The 22,843-nt window shown below is 59.9% G+C and carries 27 protein-coding genes; 10 read left to right on the forward strand and 17 right to left on the reverse strand.

Features of this window, described 5'->3' with window-relative positions; translation table 11 throughout:
• A partial coding sequence (locus HJA_RS18715; protein ID WP_035583316.1) for a hypothetical protein occupies positions 1–235 on the forward strand: 235 nt, incomplete at its 5' end.
• 79 nt (positions 236–314) lie between these two features.
• Here HJA_RS18715 and HJA_RS13715 read toward each other — a convergent pair.
• The gene (locus HJA_RS13715; protein WP_035583318.1) at positions 315–1,313 is read right to left on the reverse strand and encodes an adenosine kinase; all 999 of its coding nucleotides are present in this window, start codon (positions 1,311–1,313) and stop codon (positions 315–317) included.
• 80 nt (positions 1,314–1,393) lie between these two features.
• Here HJA_RS13715 and HJA_RS13720 point away from each other — a divergent pair, with 80 nt between their 5' ends.
• Complete coding sequence (locus HJA_RS13720; RefSeq protein WP_035583320.1) at positions 1,394–2,275, forward strand: ATP-grasp domain-containing protein; 882 nt, start codon at positions 1,394–1,396, stop codon at positions 2,273–2,275.
• Here HJA_RS13720 and HJA_RS13725 read toward each other — a convergent pair.
• Together HJA_RS13725 and nth are read right to left on the reverse strand one after the other, a co-directional pair.
• The gene (locus HJA_RS13725; protein ID WP_035583322.1) at positions 2,272–3,042 is read right to left on the reverse strand and encodes a DUF481 domain-containing protein; all 771 of its coding nucleotides are present in this window, start codon (positions 3,040–3,042) and stop codon (positions 2,272–2,274) included. The genes HJA_RS13720 and HJA_RS13725 overlap by 4 nt on opposite strands.
• A 240-nt stretch (positions 3,043–3,282) precedes the next feature.
• Complete coding sequence (nth, locus tag HJA_RS13730; protein WP_035583324.1) at positions 3,283–4,029, reverse strand: endonuclease III; 747 nt, start codon at positions 4,027–4,029, stop codon at positions 3,283–3,285.
• A 58-nt stretch (positions 4,030–4,087) separates the two neighbouring features.
• On the opposite strand from nth, the gene HJA_RS13735 reads away from it, so the two are divergent.
• From HJA_RS13735 to HJA_RS13750, 4 genes are all read left to right on the forward strand, one after another.
• Positions 4,088–4,576: a DUF2244 domain-containing protein gene (locus HJA_RS13735; protein ID WP_035583454.1), complete on the forward strand. Its 489-nt coding sequence runs from the start codon at positions 4,088–4,090 to the stop codon at positions 4,574–4,576.
• A 102-nt stretch (positions 4,577–4,678) separates the two neighbouring features.
• Complete coding sequence (locus HJA_RS13740) at positions 4,679–6,013, forward strand: cytochrome P450 (protein WP_035583326.1); 1,335 nt, start codon at positions 4,679–4,681, stop codon at positions 6,011–6,013.
• Between the two features lie 77 nt (positions 6,014–6,090).
• Positions 6,091–6,762, forward strand: coding sequence for a nitroreductase (locus HJA_RS13745; RefSeq protein ID WP_035583328.1), 672 nt, complete (start codon positions 6,091–6,093; stop codon positions 6,760–6,762).
• 61 nt (positions 6,763–6,823) lie between these two features.
• On the forward strand, positions 6,824–7,408 hold the full coding sequence (locus HJA_RS13750) for a DUF1287 domain-containing protein (RefSeq protein ID WP_241764369.1): 585 nt from the start codon (positions 6,824–6,826) through the stop codon (positions 7,406–7,408).
• On the opposite strand, the gene scpB is transcribed toward HJA_RS13750, so the two are convergent.
• From scpB to HJA_RS13775, 5 genes are all read right to left on the reverse strand, one after another.
• Positions 7,409–8,443 carry an SMC-Scp complex subunit ScpB gene (gene scpB, locus HJA_RS18410; RefSeq protein ID WP_206741726.1) on the reverse strand — a complete coding sequence of 345 codons (1,035 nt, stop codon included), beginning with the start codon at positions 8,441–8,443 and terminating at the stop codon, positions 7,409–7,411.
• On the reverse strand, positions 8,430–9,263 hold the full coding sequence (locus HJA_RS13760) for a segregation and condensation protein A (RefSeq protein ID WP_051597715.1): 834 nt from the start codon (positions 9,261–9,263) through the stop codon (positions 8,430–8,432). Before HJA_RS13760 ends, scpB begins: the two co-directional genes overlap by 14 nt.
• Positions 9,260–10,297 (reverse strand): beta-N-acetylhexosaminidase, encoded by a 1,038-nt coding sequence (gene nagZ, locus HJA_RS13765; protein ID WP_241764370.1) that lies wholly within the window; start codon positions 10,295–10,297, stop codon positions 9,260–9,262. Before nagZ ends, HJA_RS13760 begins: the two co-directional genes overlap by 4 nt.
• On the reverse strand, positions 10,297–11,127 hold the full coding sequence (locus HJA_RS13770; protein WP_035583332.1) for an SPOR domain-containing protein: 831 nt from the start codon (positions 11,125–11,127) through the stop codon (positions 10,297–10,299). The genes nagZ and HJA_RS13770 overlap by 1 nt, the downstream gene beginning before the upstream one ends.
• Positions 11,128–11,256: 129 nt before the next feature.
• Positions 11,257–12,429 carry a deoxyguanosinetriphosphate triphosphohydrolase gene (locus tag HJA_RS13775; protein WP_035583334.1) on the reverse strand — a complete coding sequence of 391 codons (1,173 nt, stop codon included), beginning with the start codon at positions 12,427–12,429 and terminating at the stop codon, positions 11,257–11,259.
• A 27-nt stretch (positions 12,430–12,456) separates the two neighbouring features.
• Here HJA_RS13775 and erpA point away from each other — a divergent pair, with 27 nt between their 5' ends.
• Together erpA and HJA_RS13785 are read left to right on the forward strand one after the other, a co-directional pair.
• On the forward strand, positions 12,457–12,798 hold the full coding sequence (gene erpA, locus HJA_RS13780) for an iron-sulfur cluster insertion protein ErpA (protein WP_035583336.1): 342 nt from the start codon (positions 12,457–12,459) through the stop codon (positions 12,796–12,798).
• A gap of 63 nt (positions 12,799–12,861) precedes the next feature.
• The gene (locus tag HJA_RS13785) at positions 12,862–14,031 is read left to right on the forward strand and encodes an epoxide hydrolase family protein (protein ID WP_035583338.1); all 1,170 of its coding nucleotides are present in this window, start codon (positions 12,862–12,864) and stop codon (positions 14,029–14,031) included.
• On the opposite strand, the gene nusB is transcribed toward HJA_RS13785, so the two are convergent.
• The 7 genes from nusB to glyA are packed head-to-tail and all read right to left on the reverse strand — an operon-like array spanning position 14,028 to position 19,131.
• On the reverse strand, positions 14,028–14,495 hold the full coding sequence (gene nusB / locus HJA_RS13790; RefSeq protein WP_035583340.1) for a transcription antitermination factor NusB: 468 nt from the start codon (positions 14,493–14,495) through the stop codon (positions 14,028–14,030). The two genes, HJA_RS13785 and nusB, sit on opposite strands and share 4 nt — an antisense overlap.
• On the reverse strand, positions 14,492–14,920 hold the full coding sequence (gene ribH, locus HJA_RS13795) for a 6,7-dimethyl-8-ribityllumazine synthase (RefSeq protein WP_035583342.1): 429 nt from the start codon (positions 14,918–14,920) through the stop codon (positions 14,492–14,494). Before ribH ends, nusB begins: the two co-directional genes overlap by 4 nt.
• Complete coding sequence (gene ribB, locus HJA_RS13800; protein ID WP_035583344.1) at positions 14,920–16,047, reverse strand: 3,4-dihydroxy-2-butanone-4-phosphate synthase; 1,128 nt, start codon at positions 16,045–16,047, stop codon at positions 14,920–14,922. Before ribB ends, ribH begins: the two co-directional genes overlap by 1 nt.
• Positions 16,048–16,051: 4 nt before the next feature.
• On the reverse strand, positions 16,052–16,672 hold the full coding sequence (locus HJA_RS13805) for a riboflavin synthase (RefSeq protein WP_035583347.1): 621 nt from the start codon (positions 16,670–16,672) through the stop codon (positions 16,052–16,054).
• Between the two features lie 24 nt (positions 16,673–16,696).
• The gene (locus HJA_RS13810) at positions 16,697–17,344 is read right to left on the reverse strand and encodes a RibD family protein (RefSeq protein ID WP_035583349.1); all 648 of its coding nucleotides are present in this window, start codon (positions 17,342–17,344) and stop codon (positions 16,697–16,699) included.
• On the reverse strand, positions 17,341–17,817 hold the full coding sequence (gene nrdR / locus HJA_RS13815) for a transcriptional regulator NrdR (protein WP_035583351.1): 477 nt from the start codon (positions 17,815–17,817) through the stop codon (positions 17,341–17,343). The genes HJA_RS13810 and nrdR overlap by 4 nt, the downstream gene beginning before the upstream one ends.
• A gap of 6 nt (positions 17,818–17,823) precedes the next feature.
• The gene (glyA, locus tag HJA_RS13820; protein WP_035583353.1) at positions 17,824–19,131 is read right to left on the reverse strand and encodes a serine hydroxymethyltransferase; all 1,308 of its coding nucleotides are present in this window, start codon (positions 19,129–19,131) and stop codon (positions 17,824–17,826) included.
• Positions 19,132–19,343: 212 nt separating this feature from the next.
• On the opposite strand from glyA, the gene HJA_RS13825 reads away from it, so the two are divergent.
• On the forward strand, positions 19,344–19,745 hold the full coding sequence (locus HJA_RS13825; RefSeq protein WP_035583355.1) for a Ros/MucR family transcriptional regulator: 402 nt from the start codon (positions 19,344–19,346) through the stop codon (positions 19,743–19,745).
• 48 nt (positions 19,746–19,793) lie between these two features.
• Here HJA_RS13825 and hemA read toward each other — a convergent pair whose 3' ends face one another.
• Together hemA and HJA_RS13835 are read right to left on the reverse strand one after the other, a co-directional pair.
• Positions 19,794–21,011 (reverse strand): 5-aminolevulinate synthase, encoded by a 1,218-nt coding sequence (hemA, locus tag HJA_RS13830; protein ID WP_035583357.1) that lies wholly within the window; start codon positions 21,009–21,011, stop codon positions 19,794–19,796.
• Positions 21,012–21,116: 105 nt separating this feature from the next.
• Complete coding sequence (locus tag HJA_RS13835; protein ID WP_035583359.1) at positions 21,117–21,908, reverse strand: class II aldolase/adducin family protein; 792 nt, start codon at positions 21,906–21,908, stop codon at positions 21,117–21,119.
• Positions 21,909–22,055: 147 nt separating this feature from the next.
• Between HJA_RS13835 and HJA_RS13840 the strand changes: the two genes are divergently transcribed.
• Positions 22,056–22,823, forward strand: a complete 768-nt coding sequence (locus HJA_RS13840; protein WP_081814732.1) for an NAD kinase — start codon at positions 22,056–22,058, stop codon at positions 22,821–22,823.
• The last annotated feature ends 20 nt before the right edge of the window (positions 22,824–22,843 follow it).

The raw sequence follows: 22,843 nt of genomic DNA on the forward strand, positions 1-22,843 counted from the left end.
TCTGGTCAGCATCGAATGGATGCCGGGGCAGAAGAAAGCGCGGAGGCATCTGCTGCCCGCCGCGTACTCTAGCGACCGTCTCACCGCTGCGTGCGATGGCCGGGCCGCCATGCCCGAACATCTCCGCACGCTGCCCCTCATCCCCAAACCCTTGTTCGGGCGAACGCAGGGCGTTCGCTTTTCCTCACAAGCCCCAGGGAGAAAGGGCTCACACCTGCCCCTGCCGGAAACCTGAAGTCAGCCCTGACCCCGAAAACTCACCCCAAACACCAAGCGCCTTCACGGGCGTCGTTGGTGCTGCAGCAGACCTTTACTCAGGCAAAGATGCCCGCTGCTTCGGCCAGAACCTTGTAGGACACGGCCGGACGCGGGCCGAAATGGCTGATCACTTCCGCAGCCGCGATATGGCCGAGGCGTGCGCAGGTCACCAATGGCAGGCCGCGCGACATGCCGAACAGGAAGCCCGCAGCGTACTGGTCGCCTGCCCCGGTCGTGTCGACAACTTCCTTCACCGGAACTGCCTCAACCACAATCGGCTCACCATCGCCCAGGACGACCGAGCCCTTTTCGCTCCGGGTCACCGCAGCAACCGCCGTATCGGCCTGCAGGGAAGCCATCGCGCTGTCGAAATCATCGGTCTCGTAAAGGGCAAGCAGCTCTTCTTCATTGGCGAAAAGAATGTCGACATTGTTGCGGACCAGCTGGAGGAAGCTCGGCCGGTGGCGGTCGACGCAGAACCGGTCGGAGAGGGTCAGCGCAACCTTGCGTCCGGCAGAGCGGGCAATCTCGGCGGCGTGGATGAAGGCTTCCTTGGCGTCGTCCTTGTCGAACAGATAGCCTTCCAGATACAGGATGCCGCCGCCTTTCACGACCTCCACATCGACATCCTCCTTCGAGAACATCACCGATGCGCCGAGGAAGGTGTTCATGGAGCGGTGGCCGTCTTCGGTCACGAAGATGATGCTGCGGGCAGTGGCGGGGCCGTCTGTCAGCGGCGGCGTCGGAAACGGCACGCCGCCGGCTTCCATCTCGCGTTTGAACTGGGCGCCAAGTTCGTCATCGGCGACCTTGCCGATATAAGCAGCCGATGCCCCGAAACTGGCAAGGCCGGCAATCGTGTTGGCGCCGCTTCCACCTGATGTGAAGAGCGGTTCACGGGCGACCTTGGTCAGCTCGTGCGCCCGCGGTTCCTCGATCAAGTTCATGGCATTCTTGTGGATGCCCCACTCCGCCAGGAAGGCATCATCCGCCCGCGACAGCACATCCACGATCGCATTGCCGAGGCCCACCACATCGAAACGCACATCTGCCATTCGAGATCTCCCGCTGAAAACCGGGCAATTGCCAGAGCCCGCCGCTGGACGCAACTGGCAGGCATGCTAAAGGCCGCTGCATGAAAATCGCCTATCTTGCCTGCCCGGTGACCCTTCCCGGCACTCCCAACCGCCGCGAAGACGCGTTCGAGCACGATTACATGATGGACGCCCTGCGCCCGGCCTTTGCCGCACAGGGCCTGACCATCGAGGACGTCTCCTGGGACGATCCGGCGGCCGACTGGGCGAGCTATGGCGCGGTCATTATCGGCACGACGTGGGATTACTGGGACCGGCAGGAGGAATTCCTCACAACGCTGGACCGGATCGGGGCCGCCACGCGCCTCTACAATCCGCCCGGCCTCGTGCGCTGGAACATCCACAAGACCTATCTGCGGGACCTGGAAGCCCGCGGCGCGCGGATCATTCCGACCCTCTGGCTGGACAAGGCAGATGAGGCGAGCGCGGCAGCGGCCTTTGACACGCTCGGCTCAGACGATCTGGTTTTCAAGCGCCAGGTCGGCGCCGGCGCGGACGGCCAGCACCGCCTGAAGCAGGGCGACGCCATCCCGGACATGCCTCACCCGATGATGGTGCAGCCCTTCCTTCCCGCCATTCAGAACGAGGGCGAGTACAGCTTCATCTTCATTGGCGGAGATTTCTGCCACGCGCTGGTCAAGCGGGCCGTGCCCGGAGACTATCGCATCCAGTCGAAATATGGCGGCAAGGAAACGCCGGTCGATCCTCCGGCCAACGACCTTGCAGATGCCTCCGCCATCATCGCCATGCTGGACGAAGCCCCGCTCTATGCCCGTGTCGACATGGTGCGCGGCGAGGATGGCCGGCTGGTCCTGATGGAGCTGGAAGTGATCGAGCCGTATCTCTACCCGGTCGAAGGGCCGCGCCTCGGCGAGATGATCGCCGAGGCCGTGAAGAAACGTCTGGAGCGGGCGCCCGCCTAGTGCGCGCCGAATTTGTAGACGACGCCGATTTTCGTCGCCGTATCGGTCGACTCGAACCCGTCCGGCGGATTGGTGTCGTAACGCGTATCGAACCCAAAGCGGGCCGACAGCGAGCCATTGATCTGCGCCGTCAGCGCGAGGCCATTGGAGATCTGTGTCGATTCCGACGCGTAAAGAATATCGGTATTGTTTGACAGCTCGACCTTGTCGTTCAGCGCCCAGGCAAATTTCGACTTGCCGACAAAGCCGATGGAGGTCTCGGTCTCTGCCGGGATGATCAGGGGATTACCGAGATCATCCACTGTCACAACGCGCTTTACTTCGTCGATCTTCACACCCGGACCGCCGCGGATAACCCAGGTCACCGGGTCCAGCCCGAGGAAGCGATACCCGAGACCGCCACCGACGAAGGAACGGCTATCAAAGCCGGTAAACTGGTCAACCTCATAGGATGCGCGGGCAAACGAAAAGACGCGGTCACTGATCGTGTAGTCGATATTGGCGCCGAGAAAGGCGCGGTTGCGGCTCTCCACCCCGTCCTGCTCGCCATAATCGACCTGCCCCTGAAAGCCATAGTCCCATTTGCCGGTGATATGATCGACGTCGAATGTCAGCCCCACATCGCGCGTGTCGGTGTTCCCGCTCGTCATGCCGGCATTCAGCGCGCCTTCGCCCGACCAGCCATCCACACGCTCTTCATCCGCATGCGCGGCCAGAGCAAACCCCGAGAGAGCGGCGCCCAGAGCCGCACAGACAATATACTTCATCGACACATCCCTTATTACGTCGTTCGCTCTCCCCGCCCGGCGTGACGCAAGATTAGCGAAAATGAGGCGAACTGGAGGCCGCTGATTCGCATGGCCTCTCCACCCCTTTGAGCATCTCATTCTGATGTAAATGCGCACTTAAAAAGAAAGTCATCCGACACCTCCGTGGCCGGATGTATTCTGCAGCACAGCCAGCAATGCGCGGGTCAGCCGCCGTCATGGGTGTCGGAGGCGATGTTGTTACTTCTTCTTTTTCGGCGCCTTGGGGCCGAGCGCAGAAACGCTGGCCGGGTCTGGTGTTTTCGGCGTGTACTTGCACCACTCCGCAATGACGCACCGCCAGCATTCCGGCGTCCGCGCCTTGCAGACATACCGGCCATGAAGGATCAGCCAGTGGTGCGCACCCTTCTTCCATTCCGGCGGGGTGACACGTTCAAGGCTTGCCTCGACCTCATCCGGCGTCTTGCCCGGGGCCAGGCCCGTTCGGTTCGAAACGCGGAAGATGTGTGTATCGACCGCTATGGTCGGTTCGCCAAAGACCTCATTCATCACGACATTCGCCGTCTTGCGCCCGACACCCGGCAGGGTCGTCAGTTCTTCCCGTGTACGGGGCACCTTCCCGTCAAAATCGTCGAGGATTTTCTGGCTGAGGGCGATGACGTTCTTGGCCTTGTTCCGCCAGAGACCGATCGTCTTGATGTGCTCAGCAACACCTTCCTCGCCCAGCGCCAGCATCTTTTCGGGCGTATCGGCTATTGCGAACAGTTTCCGCGTTGCCTTGTTCACGCCGACATCGGTCGCCTGCGCCGAGAGCGCCACAGCCACCAGAAGCGTGAAAGGATCCGAATATTCCAGCTCGGTCTTCGGGTCCGGCCGGTCATGCGCCAGGGCGGCGAAGATTTTCTCTGTCTTCTCCGGCCCGAGCGTGCGCGGCGCCCGCTTTTTTGCTGGCTTACGGGCGGGTTTCTTCTGCGTCGATTCGGTCATGCAATTTGTCTGTCAGGCCGCTTCCGGTGGGGCAAGAGCGTGATAAGTAATGTTCCTGATGCCTGACACAGATGAGATCATCTATTTTGATGCGCTTCTGACGCCAAACCGCTCCTTGTCGGAACGCGGCTTCGCGATTGTCATGGCCATCGTCGGCGCGGTCAGCTTCCTGACAGGCATGGCTTTTCTGTCCATGGGCGCCATTCCGGTAATCGGCTTTTTTGGCCTGGATGCCCTCGCCATCTGGTTCGCTTTCCGCTGGTCTTTCCGCAAACAGCGCGAAGAGACGCGAATCCGCATCACCGCCAGCAGTGTCGACATGATGCACCGCAAAGCCAATGGCACGGAAAAACGCGTCAGCGTGCCGGCCGGATTTGCCCGTGTTGAGCTCGACGAACCCCTCCGGCCTGATTCGTCGCTGCGCATCGAACATGGCCGCACGGGCTGGGTCATCGGGCGCTTTCTGACGGTGCCGGAACGCAAATCCCTCGCCGACGCCATGCGAACGGCGCTCCACAGGGCGCGGCTTGAACGCCACATCGCATAAAAAAATGACGCAAGCGTCATGGTTTTTTTAAATCGACCATGATATACACGTCTCAAGCGAGCAGACCGGTGCCTAGGGAGACCGGCATAAGGAGGATATAATATGGCTGCCGATACAGTTCATTCCATCGACCATCCGGCCGTTGAAAGGCCGAAAGTTTCCGATCGTGAGCCCCTTCACGAAGGCTATCTCCGCGTAGGCGAGGAAGTGCCCCCGGCCTCCAGTCTGGATATGAAAACCCTCGACGTCGTCGACGGTGAAATCTGGCGCCAGAACAAGATGTGGGACCGCTTCGACCGGCTGCGCAAGGAAGACCCGGTTCACTACACGCCGGATTCCTTCGTCGGCCCTTATTGGTCGGTTACCAAGTACGAAGACATCATGGCGGTCGACACCGACCACAAGCGCTTCTCTTCCAGCTGGGAGCATGGCGGCATCACGCTCGGCGAACCGCTGGAAGACTTCGAGATGCCGATGTTCATCGCCATGGATGAGCCGCGTCACTCCGAACAGCGCAAGACCGTTCAGCCGGCTGTCGCGCCGAACATGCTGAAAGAGTATGAGCCGCTGATCCGTTCGCGGACCCAGGGCCTGCTGGACAGCCTGCCGGTCGGCGAGCCGTTCGACTGGGTCGACACGGTGTCCATCGAGCTGACCACGATGATGCTCGCCACCCTGTTCGACTTCCCGTTCGAAAACCGCCGCCAGCTGACCCGCTGGTCCGATGTCGTCACCAACATGCACAATCCGGACATCTGCCCGGGCGGTGAAGAACAGTGGCGCCGCGAAATGATGGAATGCCTGACCACGTTCATGCAGATCTTCCAGGAACGGCAGGCAATCCCGCAGAAAAGCGACCTGATGAGCCTGCTCGCCCACGGCGAGAAGACAAAGAACATGACGCCGATGGAACTGCTCGGCAACGTGATCCTGCTCATCGTCGGCGGCAACGACACGACCCGGAACACGATGACGGCCTCTGTCTGGGCTCTCAACAAGTATCCGGAACAGTTCGAGAAGCTGAAAAGCGACCTGTCGCTGATCCCGAACATGGTGTCAGAAACCATCCGCTGGCAGACCCCGCTGGCGTTCATGCGCCGGACGGCTCTCGAAGATGTCCAGCTGCGCGACAAGCTCATCAAGAAAGGTGATCAGGTCGCCATGTGGTACATCTCGGGCAACCGGGATGAGGACTTCTGGGACAAGCCGAATGATTACATCATCGACCGTGCAGATGCCCGCCGTCACCTTTCCTTCGGCTTCGGCATTCACCGCTGCGTCGGCAACCGTCTGGGCGAGCTGCAGCTGCAGATCCTCTGGCAGGAACTGATGGAGCGTTTTGAGCACATCGAGGTTCTGGCTGAGCCGTCCTACACCTCGGGCGCCTTCGTCCACGGTTACACCTGGATGCCGGTGATCCTGCACCCGAAAAAATAGTCCCGGATCAGAAGCCTGTTGGCTGACCCGGCGATAAGCCGTTAGACCTCCCGTCAGATCCTGACGGGAGGTTTTTCATGGACGTTTCCAAAGCAGTCGACCAGCGCATCTCGACCCGGGCCTTCCTGCCCGACCCGCTCCCTGAAGCCGAAGTCCGCGAGTGGCTGACCCAGGCTCAGCGCGCACCGTCCGGCGGCAACGTCCAGCCCTGGCGCACGATCGCCGTCACCGGACAGGCAAAGGACGATGTCATCGCCATGGCCGCGCCGATCCTTGCGGCTGACCCGCGCGGCCAGAAGACCGACCGACCGATCTACCCAAAGGACCTGTGGGAGCCCTATGAAGCGCGCAGACGCCGCGTCGGGGAGATGATGTACGAGGCTCTCGGCATCCCGCGGGAAGACCGGGCTGCGCGCCTCGCCTGGTTCTCCAACAATTTCCGCTTCTTCGGTGCCCCGCTGGCCCTCTTCCTCGTGATCGACGAGCGCATGGGGCACGGACAATGGGGCCATGCCGGCATGTACCTGCAGACCCTCGCCCTGCTGGCAGAAGAGCGCGGCTGGGGCACCTGCTTCCAGGAATGCTGGGGCGTGCTGCGCCCTGCCCTGAAAGAGCATTTCAATCTCGCTCCGACCGAAATGATCTGGTGCGGCGTCGCCGTCGGTAAGCCCGACGCGGCTCATCCCGTAAACTCGCTGCGCGCTGAACGCGCCGACATCGACGAAATCGCGGAATTCCACGGTTTCTAGATTCCGCCGCATTCCTGCCGGAACTGAGTGATCTGATCGGTGCATGCAGACGCGCCGATCCATGCTTGCATCCACGTTGGCGCTTCCGCTCCTGCCGAAGACATTTGGCGAGCGGCCGCTCCCTTTCCCCGTGCGGCTTTCAAAGGCCGCCCGCGACCAGATCGGCGTGACCCGAAGTTATGACGGCGCCTATGTCCGCCTCGATTACCCAATGGGCGATGTCGACCGCTCAACCGGCGTCTGTACCGACGTCATTATTCGCGCCTATCGGGACGCATTTGATGTTGACCTGCAGAAGCTCGTTCATGAGGACATGAAAACGGCGTTTGCGGACTATCCCAAAATCTGGGGCCTCAGACGGCCGGACCGGAATATCGATCATCGCCGTGTCCCGAACCTTGAGAGATTCTTCGAAAGGCACGGCGCCGATTTGCCTCTGCCTGCTTCGCTCGACGGCTGGGAGCCGGGTGATCTGTACACGATGCGCCTTGGTGGACGCCTGCCGCATATTGGCATCGTCTCAAACAGACTGACGCCTGCCGGTCACCCTTACGTAATCCACAATATTGGGGCTGGCACGCAGGAGGAAGACATCCTCGGCAAGTTCCAGGATGAGCGACGCTTCCGTTACGAAGTCAGCATATGACTATTCGTCGTCGCGCCACTTAGAAATGGGTTGCTCTGGTGTCCGCTCTTCCTTGCGCAGCCGCATCACGGCTGCCTTGATGTCATCCCGGTCGAACTCGTCTTCATCCTCGGCAGAACGGACAGGCGCGCGCGTGTAGGCAAACACGCTGATGCCCTCGTCGTCATCACCGTCTTCAGCGTCTTCGTCAGCCTCAATGGCTTCAGATACCTCCGGAGCGGTTTCCGCAGCTTCAGCATCATCCGGTTCAGTGTCTACAGCGACGTCTTCGTCGTCCATGAAGTCTGTCACGAAAGACTCGATCTCTTCGGTTTCGCCGCCCGCATCGACCAGTAGCTCTTCTTCGCTCAGCGCTTCCTCATCCGGCATCTGGAAGCCATCCGGGATAACGTCCGACAAAAGACCTTCAGCCTCGAGATCGGCCTTGCCCGGCAATGTGCTGAGGCTCTCGAGTCCGAAATGCTCGAGGAAGGCATCTGTCGTACCATAGGTCAGAGGCTGGCCCGGAGTTTTACGGCGGCCCTTGATCTTGATCCAACCGGTCTCCATCAGTGTGTCGATAACCGCCTTGGAGACCGCAACACCGCGCACGGCTTCGATTTCAGCCCGCGTCACGGGTTGGCCATAGGCGATAATTGCCAGGGTTTCGAGTGCGGCCTGACTCAGCTTCTTCTGGACCTGACGCTCTTCAACAAACAGGTAGGACAAGTCCTGCGCGGTCTGGAACCGCCACTTGCCCGCCACTTCGACAAGGTTCACGCCGCGATTTACATAGAGCAACCGCAGGGTCATCAGCACTTCAGCCGCTTCCACGCCGTGCGGCAGGATTTCCGCAATCTGCATGGCAGACATGGGCTCACCGGCGGCGAACAGGACAGCTTCAGCCCGGCGGACGCCTTCGGCGAGCGCCTCGCTCATGTCCTCGTGCAGCGACTCTTCAGACCGTCGGAATGCCAGAGCGAGCTGCGTGACCGCGCTCGGCTTATTCTCGGCTGGCGTTTCGTCGTTCATTTCAATCTTCTCAAACATCTGCATGGCTATCCCCTTGCGGGTGGGATTGCGCATTGCGCAGGTACAGCGGGGCAAAATGCGTGTCCTGGCGGACATCGACCTCGCCATCGCGAACGAGTTCAAGCGCCGCCGAAAACACGCTGGCCGTCACCGACCGTGTTGGCAGTTCCGGGTCCACATCCGTCATGGTCAGGCTGATCTCGTCAAGCGAAGACCACTGTGACAGCTGCCCTCGAAGCTGCCTGAGCGTTGTCCGGGCAAGTTCCAGCGGCAGAACCATCTGCTGCTCGATGACATGTGGACGCTCTTTCTCGCGGCGGTCACGGATCGCCCCGAAGGCCTGTGTTAGCTCATAGAGACTGGCATTCCACTCGGTATGGCGGATGACTTTCGGCTGTTCCGGCGTCCCCCGCAGAAACACGACATTGTCGAGGATGGGTCCGTTCTGCAGCTCCTTCACCGCGTCGCGCATCGCGTCGAGGCGCTTCAGGCGGAAAGCGAGACGCGCCGCCATCTCTTCGCCGGTCGGCTCGTCTTCCTCGATCTTTTCAGGCTTTGGCAACAGAAGACGCGATTTCATGAAAGCCAGCCACGACGCCATCAGCAGATAGTCTGCTGCGAGGTCCATCCGGCGCTTTTTCGCGTCCTCAATGAAAACAAGATACTGCTCGGCAAGATCCAGCATCGAAAGGTGCAAGAGGTCGACCTTCTGGCGCCGGGCCAGTTCCAGCAACAGGTGCAGCGGCCCCTCATAACCACCGACATCGACCCGGAAAATGTCCTGAATGTCCGCCTCTTCCATGTCGGAAGAGAGGGTTTCCATGGTGAGGGCGTCGGTGCTCATGCTTTCGCCCCGCTATCGGGGAAGAATTCTCGGAAACGCTGCCACGCACGCGCAGCTTCGATGGGCTCAGCCTGGCTGGCAATCGCGTCGGCCACTGCGGCGCGCTCTGCCGAACGACCTGCCAGAACCGGCGCCGCTTCTGCGACTTCGGTCATTTCCGCAAGGATTTCTGCCGGATCTTTCAGAAAACCCGAACAATGCAGCAGCACATCGCAGCCCGCTGCGATCGACGCGGCCGCTCGGTCTACCAGACTGCCGCCCAGAGCCTTCATCCCCAGATCATCGGTCATCAGGAGACCATCAAACCCGATTCGGCCCCGGATGATCTCCTGAATCATGTAGGGTGAGACCGTCGCGGCCTTACCCGGGTCATAGGCTTCGTAGGCAATGTGCGCTGTCATCGCCATCGGGGCCTCCGCGACGCGGGAAAAGGCCTCGAAATCTTTCGACAGTTCATTGTCACCCGCAGTCACCCGCGGTAGCTCCAGATGGCTGTCTGACATGGACCGTCCATGTCCCGGAATATGCTTGATCACGCTGGCAACGCCGCCGGCATGAAGACCTGCCATCGCCGCTTTGGCGAGATCCGCTGCCTGCCCTGGTTCATCCCCGAACGCCCGGTCGCCGATCACGTCATGTGCTCCCGGGACCGGTAGATCGACAACAGGGGCGCAATCGGCGTGGATCGACAGATTAGCAAGCTCCGAGGCGATCAGCCGGTGACCCAGCCAGCAGGCCTCCCGTCCCAGTTCCGGATCTTTCTCATAGATTGCCGCATAGTCTGCCCCGCGCGGAAACAGCGGCCATTCAGGCGCTTTCAGGCGGGCCACCCGGCCACCTTCCTGATCAATGAAGATCAGCGTCTCGCGGCCTGTTGCATCCCATATATCGGCCACCAGTCTGCGAACCTGGTCCCGTGAGACGCAGGAGCGGCCCATGAGAATCACGCCCCACGGGTTCTGCGCCCGAAACAGGGCCGCCTCGCCCATGGTCAGGACGGGGCCAGAAACGCTGAGAATGCAGGCCTTTGCCACTATCCGGTCACCACAATACAGTTGTCGCCTTTGGCTTTCAGAGCATCGCAGAAAGCATCGGCTTCTGTTTTTTGGGCAAAGCCGCCGACACGCAAGCGGTAGAACACACCCTTGGCGCCCAGATCCGCCCGCTGGATACGTTTTCCCGCGCCGCGGTAAAGGTCAGGGTACTCTGCAGAGGATTTGCGCCATGCAGCCTCAGCCGCATCCTGAGACCGGAAAGCGGCCACCTGGACGAGATAGATTCCGCTTTCACTGAAGGCGAACTGCGGTGCGGCCTGCCGAGATGGCGGCGGAGGCGCACGTGGTGTGGGGATCGGGTCGAGGGCTGCGGACTCATACACACGGTCTGGCCGGCTCAGGTCTGCAAGTTCAGCGACTTCGTCTGCAACCGAATTCGGCATCCCATTGTCAGGATCGTTGCCATCCTCTTCATCGTCCGCCTCGGGTCGCAGGTCGATCGGTGGACCGCCCTGCAGCAGATCACCCCCCTCGTCACCATTAAGCTCGGCGATGTCCGTTGGCCTCTCCGAGGCATCCATCTGGTCGTAGAAGCGCTTGTCGGTATCGCGTACTTCCAGGCCCCCGCGCTCCTCAGGAATTCTTTTATAAGGCTGCGCATCGGCGATCACGCTTGGCAGGCCTGCACCATTTGAGCGGACACCCTGACGATAGGTGTTCCAGACAACGGCGCCAAACACGAGCAGCACGCCGATGGCAAGCGCAAGGATCAGCGGTCCCCGCGCAGTCTCATCGTCGCGGATATCGAACCCCCGATAATCGTCCTCGAATGGTGAACCTTCATCGGCGCCGTAATGATAGCGACTCATGAATCGTCCCTTCCGCATTGTTTCGTGAGGTTAATTTTTAGGGGTGTTTCGTTAACGCAGATTGAACGCTCGCCCATCGGGACGGGCTGACAACAGCGATTTCCTCAACTTCAGCAGCAGGCCTGACCCTCAGGCCAGAGAAGTCAGATCGCAGAGGCGCCGGTGTTCCTCAATCGCATAGCCGTCCGTCATGCCTGCGATATAGTCACAGACAATCCGCGCCCGGCGGAAAGCGTCCGCCTGGGTCGCGTCCTGACGCCACGGGGCCGGAAGGGTCTGCGGTTCCGCCGTGAAGCTGTCGAACAGTTCGACCAGGATCCGCTTCGCCTTGGATCGCATCCGATTGACCTTGTAGTGCTTGTACATGCGCTCAAACAGAAAGGCGCGGAGCGCGCGCTGTTTGTCCGCGAGTTCTTCGCTGAAGCCGACCAGAGGCTCCCCAAGCGCGCGGACTTCAGCCGCACTGCCCGGCTGGAGGCGTTTCACCCGGCGCCGGGTTTCGTCCACCAGGTCATTGATCCAGATGCCAATCAACTGGCGAACCGCTTCGTATGTGACCATCCGGTCCGAAAGGTGTGGAAACTCGATTTTCACACCCCGAAAAACGTCCCCCACAATGGGAAGCTCCATCAGCTCCTGGATCGTGAACAGGCCAGCCGCGATACCGTCATCAATGTCATGATTGTTGTAGGCAATATCGTCTGACAGGGCCGCCACCTGTGCCTCAGGCCCGGCGTACTGATCCAGTTCCAGGTCCTCAATCCGGGAAAACTCCCGAAAGGCGGCCGGCAGGTCTGCGACGCTGGTATCGGCATCGATCAAAGGCCCATTGTGCTTGACCAGCCCTTCCAGCATTTCCCAGGTGAGGTTCAACCCGTCGAAATTCGGATACCGCTTCTCCAGCCGCGTGACGACGCGAAGGGTCTGCGCATTGTGATCGAAGCCTTCATAAGGCTCCATACAGGCATCCAGCTGGTCCTCGCCAGCATGACCAAAGGGCGGGTGACCTATATCGTGCGCCAGCGCCATGGCCTCGGCCAGATCTTCATCCAGACCAAGTGTGCGAGAAATACTTCGCGCGATCTGCGCTACTTCCAGCGAATGGGTCAGACGCGTACGGAAATGGTCGCCCTCATGGGCCACGAACACCTGCGTTTTCTGCTTCAGCCGCCGGAATGCCGTGGAATGGATGATGCGGTCCCGGTCCCGCTGGAACGGCGTACGCGTGGCAGACGGAGCCTCGTCGTGATAACGGCCCCGGCTGTCTTCATGGCGTGTCGCAAACACCGCTCTCTTTTCCATTGGCCCAAACGTCCCTATCTATATCTTATGAGCACGACAATTGCCCCTGATGTGACCCTTACCGCCTCGGCTGCCAAGCGCATTAATGCGATTCTGGCCAAACAGGACGGCGCCGATTATTTGCGCGTTTCCGTCGAAGGCGGGGGCTGCTCAGGATTTTCGTACAAGTTCGATTTCGCCTCTGAGGTGAATTCCGATGACCTACTCGTTGAACGGGACGGCGCAAAGGTCCTGATCGACGAGATGAGCCTCGAGTTCCTCAATGGCGCGGAAATCGACTTTTCGACCGAGCTGATCGGTGCGGCGTTCAAGATCAACAATCCGAACGCGACTGCTGCCTGCGGGTGCGGCACCAGTTTTTCCATCTGACGCTGGGTCAGCCTCGCTCGGGGGAGGCCTTCACGTTAGGGTCCACCGCGCAGGAGGACCTTCATGAGCCAGGTACGCCCTTTTAACGTTTCGATTTCCGACGCCAAGCTTGCCGCGATCCGAGAACGTGTTGCGGCCTACAGATGGTTTCCGGCACCGGAAAATGAGCAGGGATTTGCCTATGGCATGTCTACGCCGGTACTGAAGGATCTCTGCAAATACTGGCTGAACGATTACGACTGGCGCACTCAGGAGGACGTGCTGAATGAGTTCCCCCACTTCAAGGCAGATGTCGGCGGGATGGAAATCCATTTCGTGCATGTGGTGGGCGAAGCCGAAGGCAAACGGCCTCTCCTTCTGACACATGGATGGCCCGGCTCATTTTATGAGTTCTGGGACGCCATCGAACCACTGGCCTTCCCATCCCGTCATGGCGGTAATCCCTCAGACGCCTTCGACCTCGTGATTCCCAGCCTTCCGGGATATGCATTCTCCGAGAAACCCGCTTCTCCAATCGGGCAGCGCGCAACTGCGGCGCTTTGGAACGAACTGATGCAGGAGGTGCTCGGCTACAAGACATATCTTGCCCAGGGCGGCGACTGGGGCGGTCTTGTCACATCATGGCTTGGCAAGAACCACGGCACGCACGACAAAAGCGGCGGGTGCAAAGCTATCCATCTCAACATGATCGGCTTCCGGCCCACACCTCCTGCTCCGTCTACGGAAGAGGAAAGTGAATGGCTGAGCCACATGCAGAGCGCCATGCAAGCTGAGGGTGCCTACTTCATGGAGCAGGCAACCAAGCCGCAAACGCTGGCCATGGCGCTAATGGATTCACCGGTTGGAACTGCCGCATGGATTCTGGAGAAGTTTCACGGCTGGTCTGATCTGCGGGATGGTGATTTATACTCAGTCTACACACGAGACCAGCTATTGACGAATGTCATGCTGTATCTGGTCAATGATGCCATCGCGACCAGCGTCTGGTATTACAACGCTCTCTTCCAGGAAGGCGGTGTTCAGCTGCCGGAAGGCGAGCGCTGTGAAACACCGACGGGTTTTGCCAATTTCCCCGGAGAGAAAGTCTATACCGCTCCGCCAAAGAGCTGGGTCGAGCGCGCCTATAACCTCGTTCACTGGCGAGACATGCCAAAAGGCGGTCACTTCGCCGCGATGGAAAAGCCTACACTGTTCGTTGATGAAATCAGAATCTGGGCCAGCGCGCAGGATTAAGCGCGCAGGTCGTTCCCGACATTGTCCAGAACAGCATTCGCAAATTTCGCTTCAGACTCTTCGAAGAAGTCGTGTGCGAGCGAAACATACTCATCCATGATCACGGCATGGGATAGATGCTGGTGAACGATAAACTCGGCTGCCCCTGCCCGCAGCAATGCGCGCATCGTGGCATCGAGGCGGGTCAGCTTCCAGCCCGAAGCGAGGCGTTTGAGAATGGCCTTGTCGATGGCCGCCTGATTGTCGACGACGCCATTGACGATGGCTTTGAAAAGATCCGGATCAGCTTCTTCGACCGGCTCCTCGTTCGGGCCGATCCCAAGCTTGTCTTCCATGAACGCGCGTATGGTCTCGCGGGCAGACTTGCCGGTCTGCTCCATGGAATAGAGCGCCTGCACAGCGGCCAGACGCGCACCCGCCCGGCGTGCACGTGTGACTTCAAACGGGAACTTCTGGTCGCTCAACGAATGAGTTCCTTGCGGAATTTGATCATGGCGAGGCAGGCATTGGCAGCATCGGCGCCCTTGTTACCACGCTTGCGGTCAGCGCGGGCCAGAGCCTGTTCTTCGTTTTCCACGGTCAGGATACCATAGCCGATAGCCTGCCGGCGATTGACAATCAGGTCCATCAGGCCACGTGCACTTTCGCCGCAAACATAATCATAATGGGTCGTCTCACCGCGGATCACGCATCCCAGCGCAACAGCGCCATCAAACCGGCCAGAGTCGGCCGCCATGGCGATGAGGCCCGGAATTTCGAAAGCGCCGGGCACTTCCATCACAGTGACTTTCGCGTCAGCGGCTTCCAGCACCTCCATTGCGCCGGCCAGCATCTCTTCGGAAATATGTTTGTAGTAGTGCGAAACCGCTACCAGAACCCGGTCAGCCATCAGTTTGTCTCCTCGTTGAGGCGGCGCCACCCCTCTATCGTCATGCCGTATCCGTCAAGCCCTGCAACGCGGGTGGGCTGCGTATCGGAAAGGTAAATCATCTTGCGAACGCCCAGTTCGCGCAGGATCTGCGCACCAATACCATACTCGCGCAGCGGCGATGTCGGATCCTTTGGCGTCGAGGTCTTGAGGCCCAGGCGTTCAGCAATGGAATCCGGCTGCATCGTATTCACGAACACAACGACACCGGGCTCGCTGGCCTCGGCGATAATCCGCATCGCGCGCTCAACCAGCCCCTGTCGCGGCCCGCGTTCTCCGAGAATATCAGCCAGGACGTCTGTCCGGTGAACACGCACCAGCGTGGTCGATTCAGGCGTGATCGTGCCGTGGACGATGGCAATATGTTCCGAATTGTCCAGCACGTTGCGGAAGCAGACCGTCTTGAACCCTTCGCCATAAGCCGACTCCAGCGGCGCTTCGACCCGGCGTTCCAGGAAACGGTCGTTCTGGCGGCGCCAGGCGATCAGGTCCGCAATCGTCCCGATTTTCAGATTGTGAAGCTGTGCAAACGAAACAAGATCCGGCAGGCGGGCCATGGAGCCGTCTTCATTCATGATCTCGCAGATCACACCGGCCGGATAGAGCCCTGCCATGCGCGAAATATCGACCGCCGCCTCAGTATGCCCGGCGCGCACCAACGTGCCGCCATCCCGCGCAACCAGCGGAAAGACATGGCCCGGCGATACGATGTCGTGGTGGTCCATGGTCGGATCGATGGCCACAGCTATGGTCTTGGCGCGGTCATGTGCCGAGATGCCGGTGGTGACGCCCTCTTTCGCCTCAATCGAAACCGTGAAGGCCGTACCCATGCTTTCTCGGTTATTACGGGTCATCATGTCGAGGTTCAGCGTGTGAGCACGCTCCTGCGTCATGGCAAGACAGATCAGTCCGCGGCCATGACGGGCCATGAAGTTCACCTGCTCCGGCGTTGCAAACGTTGCCGGAATGATCAGGTCGCCCTCATTCTCCCGGTCTTCGGCGTCCACCAGAATGAACATGCGCCCATTACGGGCGTCTTCGATAATCTCGTCGATCGAGGAGATCGCATGCTTGAAGTCGTCTGACATAGTTTCACTGCCCTTCCGGTGCATCGGCACCGATCATGCGGGCGACGTACCGTGCCAGCATATCTATCTCAAGGTTCACACGGCTGCCCGGCTGCAGTTCAGCTAGCGTGGTCACCTCCCATGTGTGCGGAATGACGGCGACCTGAAAATCGCCATTCGGCAGGGCATCGGCCACGGTGAGCGAAACGCCGTTCACCGCTGCAGAGCCCTTGGTTGCAAAATACCGCGCAAGATCGGCCGGCGGGCGGATCGTGATCCGGCGGCTCTGGCCTTCCTCTACGATGGAGACGATCTCGCCGACACCGTCGACATGACCGAACACGAAATGACCGCCGAGCTCATCGCCCAGCTTCAAGCTCTGCTCCAGATTGACCTTCGCGCCCTCGTTCCAGTCACCCAGAATAGTTTTCGCGAGCGTCTCAGGCACGGCCTCTACGGCGAACCAGGCGCCGCGCTCGCCCTGCCCCATATCAACGACCGTCAGGCAGACGCCGGAGTGCATGATCGAAGCGCCCATCGCGATTTCGTCCAGCGGATAGCCGCTTTCGACTTCGAACCGGGTCAGCCCATTACGATGCTCTGCCTTCCGGACTGTGCCGACGTCAGTGACGAGACCTGTGAACATGGGAAGACCTTTGGGCGACTTTTGCTAAAAACGAACATAAGTGTTCAGAACGTCATCCCCAATGCGTTCCGTCGCGACAGGCTTCCATCGTGTCGCATCCGACAGGGTTTGCAGGCCGAGCCCCCCCAGAGCCGGCAAACCGTCGCCGCCAATCAGGATCGGCGCCACAAACCAGGCAATCTCGTCAACAAGGCCCGCACGAATGAAACTCGCCGCCAGCGTGCCGCCCCCCTCGATAAGTAACGAAGAGATCCCTTCAGCAGACGCGCGGCGCAGAAGATCCTGCACGTCCATACGTACGCCATTGCCACAGCGCCAGACCTCTACACCGCTCCGCGTCAGGAAATCCTGCGGCTGGCCATTTGTCGCGACGACCACCCGGCCGCTGGAAACAGACTGAACCAGACGCGAGCTCAGCGGCGTGCGCCCATTCGAATCTGCCACAATACGTACCGGCTGTTTCTTTGGCATGGGGACGGTTCGCGCAGTCAGCAGCGGGTCATCTGCCAGGACGGTTCCGATGCCGACGAGGATTGCATCATGGCCGGCACGCAGCTCATGACCGCGGGCACGGGATTCGCTTGATGTGATCCACTGACTGGTGCCGTCAGCAAGGGCGATCCGCGCGTCCAGCGAGGTGGCGAGCTTCAGCGTGACCCGCACGCCGCTCATTCGCCTCCGAGGTCCTCTTCGTCCTCCAGCGCGGCCTTCTCTATGAATTGAGCGAAGTCACTCGGATCACGGAAGTCCTTGTAGACACTGGCGAAGCGGACATAGCCGACAGGATCGACCATCTTTAATGCTTCCATCGCCAGCTCGCCGACATCGTTCGACGCCACTTCCGGCTCGCCGGCGCTTTCCAGCTTTCTGAGAATGCCCGAGACCATCTGATCGATCTGCTCGCGGTCGACCGGGCGCTTGCGCAGGGCAATCGTGATCGACCGGGCGAGACGATCCCGGTCAAACGGCACGCGCTTGCCATCGCGTTTGACGACTGTCACTTCGCGCAGCTGAACGCGCTCAAATGTCGTGAAGCGCGCGCCACAGCTTTCGCAGACCCTGCGACGGCGCACAGCGGTATCGTCTTCAGCCGAACGGCTGTCCTTCACCGATGTATTTTCAGACCCGCAGAAAGGACAACGCAAAGCTGATCAGCCTCCAAGACCACCATAAATCGGGAACTGCGCCGTCAGCGCTTTGACTTCGTCGCGGATGCGTTCTTCCGTAGACGTGCTTTCACCTGTCGCAACGGCATCGACAATCTCGCCGATCCAGTTACCGATCTGGGTGAACTCTTCTTCGCCAAAGCCGCGGGTCGTGCCAGCTGGCGAGCCGACACGGATACCGCTGGTGATTGTCGGCTTTTCCGGATCGAACGGCACGCCGTTCTTGTTGCAGGTGATGTAGGCGCGGCCGAGCGCGGCTTCTGCATCCTTGCCGGTCACCTTCTTCGGGCGTAGGTCGATCAGGGCGAGGTGCGTATCGGTGCCGCCCGACACAACATCCAGTCCGCTGGCTTTTGCCGCCGCTGCCATGGCGCGGGCATTCACGACCACCTGCTTCGCATATTCCTTGAAGGAAGGACGCAATGCTTCACCAAACGCCACGGCTTTTGCTGCGATAACATGCATCAGCGGGCCGCCCTGGATACCGGGGAAGATTGCCGAATTGATCTTTTTGGCGAGCTTCTCGTCATTGGTCAGGATCATGCCGCCGCGCGGGCCGCGAAGCGTCTTGTGCGTCGTCGTCGTTGCCACATCTGCATAATCGAGCGGATTGGGGTGAGCGCCACCAGCCACGAGGCCCGCAAAGTGCGCCATGTCGACCATGAACACCGCACCGACTTCATCGGCGATCGCCCGGAACCGGGCAAAGTCGATCTCACGCGGATAAGCTGAGCCACCGGCGATGATCATCTGCGGACGGTGAGCCTTGGCCAGACGTTCGACCTGTTCGAAATCAATCCGGTCGTCTTCGCGGCGGACGCCATACTGAACAGCGTTGAACCATTTTCCAGACTGGTTCGGCGGCGCGCCATGGGTCAGGTGGCCACCGGCATCGAGGCTCATGCCGAGGATGGTATCACCCGGCTTCAGCACTGCCTGGAACACGCCCTGGTTTGCCTGGCTACCGGAGTTCGGCTGCACATTCGCAAACTGGCAATTGAACAGCTGCTTAGCGCGGTCGATGGCAAGGTTCTCGGCAATATCGACAAACTCGCAACCGCCATAATAACGGCGCCCCGGATACCCCTCGGCATACTTGTTGGTGAGAACCGAGCCCTGCGCTTCCAGCACCGCCTTGGAAACAATGTTCTCGGACGCGATCAGCTCGACCTCGTGCTGCTGGCGTCCCTGTTCCTTGCCGATCGCCGCGAAGACTTCGGGATCGCTGGCTTCAAGACCGGTGGAAAAGAAACCGCTGGTATCGAACCGTTGCGTCTGGGCGGTGTCTGCCATGGGAATCTCCTGCTTTGGTGCGCTGTTTACGCTCAGAGACGCAGGCTCGCAACTGGACAATCCCGCATAGCTGACTGCAGATTTCCTCAAACTTGTCTGATCAAATGCCGGTAATCAGCCACTAATACTTATGTACTTCTGGCGTTATTTCCCGCTTCATGAGAATATGACTTCAATTACCGTAGCATTATGAAAATAACGGTGGTGGCAAGATGGGTGAACCGAAACAGGTTGACGTGCTGGGCATGACGACAGGCATCGTCTCGTCCTTCGTTTCAAACAACACAGTTCCAGCGTCGGACCTGCCTCAGCTGATCCGGTCGGTGCATGACGCCATTTCTACGCTCTCCGAAGGAGAATCTGCGAGTGATGAAACCCTGTCGCCGGCTGTGCCCGTGTCGCAATCCATCACACCGGACTTCCTGATCTGCCTGGAAGACGGACGGAAACTGAAAATGCTCCGCCGATACCTGCGGTCGCGCTATTCCATGACGCCGGAAGAGTATCGGGAACGCTGGAACCTGCCGGCCGATTATCCGATGGTCGCGCCGAACTATGCCAAGCTGCGCTCGAAGCACGCCAAGAACATCGGCCTGGGCAAGAAAAAGAAATAGGCGCCCGAAGGCGCCTATTCGCAATTATCCGAGTTTTGCAGCGCCAGATCAGGCAGCCTTGTCGAGACCCAGCTGTTTCCACACAGCCAGAATGGCTTCGACCAGTTCATCCATCATCATGGCATCGTGCACCGGGCTTGGTGTGAAGCGCAGACGCTCCGTGCCGCGCGGCACCGTCGGGTAGTTGATCGGCTGCACATAGATGCCGAAATCGAACAACAGCGTGTCGGAAAGGGCCTTGCAGCGCTCCGGGTCGCCGACCAGCAGTGGCACGATGTGCGAAGGCGATTCCATGACCGGCAGGCCGGCATCCCGGAACTTCTGCTTCAGTTCCGCTGCTTTCGCCTGATGAATGGCGCGCAGCTTGCGGCCTTCATCGGTACGCAGTTTCTGGATGCTGGCCAGTGCGCCAGCCGCCATCACAGGACATGTCGATGTACTGAAGATGAAACCGGACGCCATGGAACGGATGGCATCGATAACAGTCGCCTTGGACGCAATATAGCCGCCCATCACGCCGAATGCCTTGCCGAGCGTCCCCTCGATAATGTCGATCCGGTCTGCGAGACCGAGCATCTGGGCCACACCGGCCCCTTCATGTCCGTACATGCCGACCGCATGCACCTCGTCCAGATAGGTCAGCGCATTGAACTCGTCAGCGAGATTACAGATCTCTTCCATACGGCCAAAATCGCCGTCCATGGAATAGACGCTTTCGAAAGCGATGACTTTCGGACGATCCGGATCGTCATTTTCAAGCAGCGACCGCAGATGGTCCACATCATTGTGACGGAACACCCGGTAGTCTGCACCAGACCGGCGGATCCCTTCGATCATGGACGCATGATTGAGCTGATCGGAATAGATGATCAGGTCTTTCATGATCTTGCCGAGCGTCGACAGCGTCGCGTCATTGGAGACGTAGCCGGATGTGAACAGAAGCGCTGCTTCCTTTTCATGGAGGTCGGCCAGTTCGCGCTCAAGCTCGACGTGATACCGCGTCGTGCCTGAAATGTTGCGCGTACCGCCTGATCCGGCACCGAAGCTGTCGATCGCCTCATGCATGGAGTTGATGACATCGTCATCCTGCCCCATGCCGAGATAGTCGTTGGAACACCAGATCGTCACTTCACGCTCGCCATCTTCAAAGCGCGCCGTGGCTTTCGGGAAGCGCCCCTTGTGGCGCTGAAGGTCGATAAAGACCCTGTAGCGTCCCTCAGAATGGATGTTGCCGAGGGCGTCTTCAAAGGCCTTCAGGTGTTTCATCTGCTTATCCCTCATAAGCTTTGGGAATTCTACTTAGTAGGTTCCGACACGACATTTAATGGGCTGATAGCCCTTTCGCCGCTTTTGTCGCATCCGGGACACTACTTAGGCGTCGTAACCGGGATATTCGCGATCCAGTTTCCGCAGGAGGGCCGGCCACACGAGCTTTTCGGTCAGCATGGACATACCATTGCTGTTTTCGGTCATGCCGCCCTGGCCTGCCACCTTGTCCTGGAGGCCGTCATCGCACTCCAGCACGCCGTCACGGCCTGCGGTCAGCGCCATGATCTGCATCTTGCAGGCACGCTCGAGGAAAAACATCCGCGTGAACGTGATGGCCGCAGTCTCGCCGCAGGTCAGCGTCCCGTGGTTGCGCAGGATCATGGAGTGCTTTTTGGGGCCGAGGTCAGCAACGAGTCGCTCACGCTCATCAAGGTCGAGCGCGATGCCTTCATAGTCATGGTAGGCCACGTCTTCGCGGACAGCCAGCGCCGTCTGGCTAATGGGCAGCAGGCCTTCCTTCTGGGCCGAAACGGCAACGCCTTGGTCGGTATGCACGTGCATGACGACTTTTGCGTCGTCGCGGGCAGCATGAACCGCCGAATGGATCGTGAAGCCCGCCGGATTGATCATGGAATCAGTTTCCTGGACGACATTCCCGTCCAGATCGACCTTGACCAGCGAGGACGCGGTGATCTCTTCGAAGAAGTACCCATAAGGGTTGATCAGGAAGTGATGATCCGGCCCCGGCACGCGGTGGGAGATGTGGGTGAAGATCATGTCGTCCCAGCCATACATGGCCGTGAGGCGGTAGAGGGCCGCAAGATCTACGCGCGCCTGCCACTCTTCCGCGCTTACTGAGCTGCGAATATCGACCTTCTGATTGCCGTCGGCCATGTCTCTGTCTCCCTTTGTTCTGCGCCGGCAACTTATCCCAAAAGACCGGGCTTCGCCACTCCAAAGCTGACGCCTCCGTCACGCTTGGCAAATGACTTGCAATCACACGCCTTGACGCCGTAGCGGAACCGCAACCACATGGGCCCGATGAGTTCACTCCGTTTCGCCTTTTTCGCCTCCAAGCGTCCTGAAGCACAGGCCGCCCTGCCCACGCTCGTCCAGCGCTATGGCCAGCACAGCGAAGCGGATGCCGATGTGGTTGTCGCTTTGGGAGGCGATGGCGCCATGCTGGATTCCCTGCGCCGGCGTTTTGGCGATTCCAAGCCGGTTTACGGCATGAACCGCGGCACTGTCGGCTTCCTGATGAACGAATACCGGGAAGACGACCTGGTGGAGCGCGTCAACGCGGCCGAGCGAGCCCAGCTTATCCCGCTCAGCATGTCAGCAACTGATATTCACGGACGGGAGCATACGGCGCTCGCGATCAACGAAGTTTCTCTCTTCCGTGAAACGGCCCAGACAGCCCGCCTGCGCATCACGGTAGATGGCAAGGTCCGCATGGAAGAACTCTCCTGTGATGGCGTCATGGTCGCGACGCCTGCTGGATCCACAGCCTATAATTTGTCCGCTCATGGCCCGATCCTGCCGATTGGCGCGAACCTCCTGGCGCTGACACCTGTCAGCGCCTTCCGTCCCCGCCGGTGGCGCGGGGCGCTCCTGCGTCACGACGCAAAAGTCACAATAGACGTGATCGCGCCAGACCGCCGGCCGGTCGCCGCCGCGGCCGACAATCAGGAGGTGCGTGACATCGCAACCGTGAAAGTCGAGGCTGATCGCAGCAAACGGCTGACCATGCTGTTCGACCCCGGGCACGCCCTTGACGAGCGTATCCTCCGGGAGCAGTTCGGCTTCTGATTTCCTAGGATATTTTTAAG

The sequence above is a fragment of the Hyphomonas jannaschiana VP2 genome, assembly GCF_000685215.1.
GTDB lineage: Bacteria > Pseudomonadota > Alphaproteobacteria > Caulobacterales > Hyphomonadaceae > Hyphomonas > Hyphomonas jannaschiana.

Excerpts from the sequence above, each read along its gene's own strand:
- glyA (WP_035583353.1), bottom strand. The coding sequence starts at position 19,131 with ATGGCAGACACCGCCCAGACGCAACGGTTCGATACCAGCGGTTTCTTT.
- erpA (WP_035583336.1), top strand. The coding sequence starts at position 12,457 with ATGAGCACGACAATTGCCCCTGATGTGACCCTTACCGCCTCGGCTGCC.
- HJA_RS13840 (WP_081814732.1), top strand. The coding sequence starts at position 22,056 with ATGAGTTCACTCCGTTTCGCCTTTTTCGCCTCCAAGCGTCCTGAAGCA.
- HJA_RS13835 (WP_035583359.1), bottom strand. The coding sequence starts at position 21,908 with ATGGCCGACGGCAATCAGAAGGTCGATATTCGCAGCTCAGTAAGCGCG.
- nth (WP_035583324.1), bottom strand. The coding sequence starts at position 4,029 with ATGACCGAATCGACGCAGAAGAAACCCGCCCGTAAGCCAGCAAAAAAG.
- HJA_RS13745 (WP_035583328.1), top strand. The coding sequence starts at position 6,091 with ATGGACGTTTCCAAAGCAGTCGACCAGCGCATCTCGACCCGGGCCTTC.
- HJA_RS13750 (WP_241764369.1), top strand. The coding sequence starts at position 6,824 with ATGCTTGCATCCACGTTGGCGCTTCCGCTCCTGCCGAAGACATTTGGC.
- ribB (WP_035583344.1), bottom strand. The coding sequence starts at position 16,047 with ATGTCAGACGACTTCAAGCATGCGATCTCCTCGATCGACGAGATTATC.
- hemA (WP_035583357.1), bottom strand. The coding sequence starts at position 21,011 with ATGAAACACCTGAAGGCCTTTGAAGACGCCCTCGGCAACATCCATTCT.
- ribH (WP_035583342.1), bottom strand. The coding sequence starts at position 14,920 with ATGGCTGACCGGGTTCTGGTAGCGGTTTCGCACTACTACAAACATATT.
- HJA_RS13725 (WP_035583322.1), bottom strand. The coding sequence starts at position 3,042 with ATGAAGTATATTGTCTGTGCGGCTCTGGGCGCCGCTCTCTCGGGGTTT.
- HJA_RS13770 (WP_035583332.1), bottom strand. The coding sequence starts at position 11,127 with ATGAGTCGCTATCATTACGGCGCCGATGAAGGTTCACCATTCGAGGAC.
- HJA_RS13825 (WP_035583355.1), top strand. The coding sequence starts at position 19,344 with ATGGGTGAACCGAAACAGGTTGACGTGCTGGGCATGACGACAGGCATC.
- HJA_RS13810 (WP_035583349.1), bottom strand. The coding sequence starts at position 17,344 with ATGAGCGGCGTGCGGGTCACGCTGAAGCTCGCCACCTCGCTGGACGCG.
- HJA_RS13775 (WP_035583334.1), bottom strand. The coding sequence starts at position 12,429 with ATGGAAAAGAGAGCGGTGTTTGCGACACGCCATGAAGACAGCCGGGGC.
- HJA_RS13735 (WP_035583454.1), top strand. The coding sequence starts at position 4,088 with ATGCCTGACACAGATGAGATCATCTATTTTGATGCGCTTCTGACGCCA.
- HJA_RS13760 (WP_051597715.1), bottom strand. The coding sequence starts at position 9,263 with ATGAGCACCGACGCCCTCACCATGGAAACCCTCTCTTCCGACATGGAA.
- HJA_RS13785 (WP_035583338.1), top strand. The coding sequence starts at position 12,862 with ATGAGCCAGGTACGCCCTTTTAACGTTTCGATTTCCGACGCCAAGCTT.
- HJA_RS13715 (WP_035583318.1), bottom strand. The coding sequence starts at position 1,313 with ATGGCAGATGTGCGTTTCGATGTGGTGGGCCTCGGCAATGCGATCGTG.
- HJA_RS13805 (WP_035583347.1), bottom strand. The coding sequence starts at position 16,672 with ATGTTCACAGGTCTCGTCACTGACGTCGGCACAGTCCGGAAGGCAGAG.
- scpB (WP_206741726.1), bottom strand. The coding sequence starts at position 8,443 with ATGCAGATGTTTGAGAAGATTGAAATGAACGACGAAACGCCAGCCGAG.
- HJA_RS13740 (WP_035583326.1), top strand. The coding sequence starts at position 4,679 with ATGGCTGCCGATACAGTTCATTCCATCGACCATCCGGCCGTTGAAAGG.
- HJA_RS13720 (WP_035583320.1), top strand. The coding sequence starts at position 1,394 with ATGAAAATCGCCTATCTTGCCTGCCCGGTGACCCTTCCCGGCACTCCC.